Annotated in this window: 1 protein-coding gene; it reads left to right on the forward strand. The window is 72.0% G+C overall.

Annotated features, from left to right (window positions below):
• A partial coding sequence (locus AC1D01_RS37395) for a GGDEF domain-containing protein (protein ID WP_477874969.1) occupies positions 1-714 on the forward strand: 714 nt, incomplete at both ends.

A 714-nucleotide genomic window follows, 5' to 3' on the forward strand; every position in this document is an offset into this window, starting at 1 on the left:
GGCCTGATGCGCGAATGCCACGAGCTCGAACGCGCCGGCAACGGCCTGGCGGTGCTGCCGGGGCTGCAGGCGATGGCGAAGACGATCTCGCTCGCGTCCTCGGGCCTGCTGGCCGCCTGGCAGGGCGATGTCGCCGCGGCCCGGCCGGCGATCGACGCCGCGGCGCGCTCGCTGACCGGCACGATGACCTGGCTGGACTCGTTCGTGCGCTGGTGCGCCGCCGAGCTGGCGCTGGCACAGCGCGACTGGGAGACGGCCGAGCGCGAGCTGATCGAGATGCGCGAGATGGCGCTGGCCGTCGAGCACGAGCAGCTCGCCTGCCGCGCGCATCTGGTGCTGGCGCAGGTCTTCGAGTTGCAGGGCAAGCATGCGCTGGCGCAGCGCGAGCACCGGGCGCTGCGCCGCCGCGAGCAGCGCGTGGTGACCGAGGGCATGAGCAGCCGCGAATCGATGGTGGCCTGGCAGCTCGGCGCACGCCAGAGCGAACGCCACCTGCAGCAGGCGCTGGTGGTGTCGAAGCAGTTCGAACGCTGGTCGCTCGAAGACGCGCTGACCGGCCTCGCGAACCGGCGGCACCTCGAGCAGCAGCTGGCGCAGCGGCTGCACGCGCTGCAGGCGGAGCAGCGCCCGTTGACGGTCGCGATGGTCGACGTCGACAAGTTCAAGTCGGTCAACGACCGCTTCACGCACAGCGTCGGCGACCGGGTGCTGAAG

This window comes from Rhizobacter sp. P3_B12 (assembly GCF_056402895.1).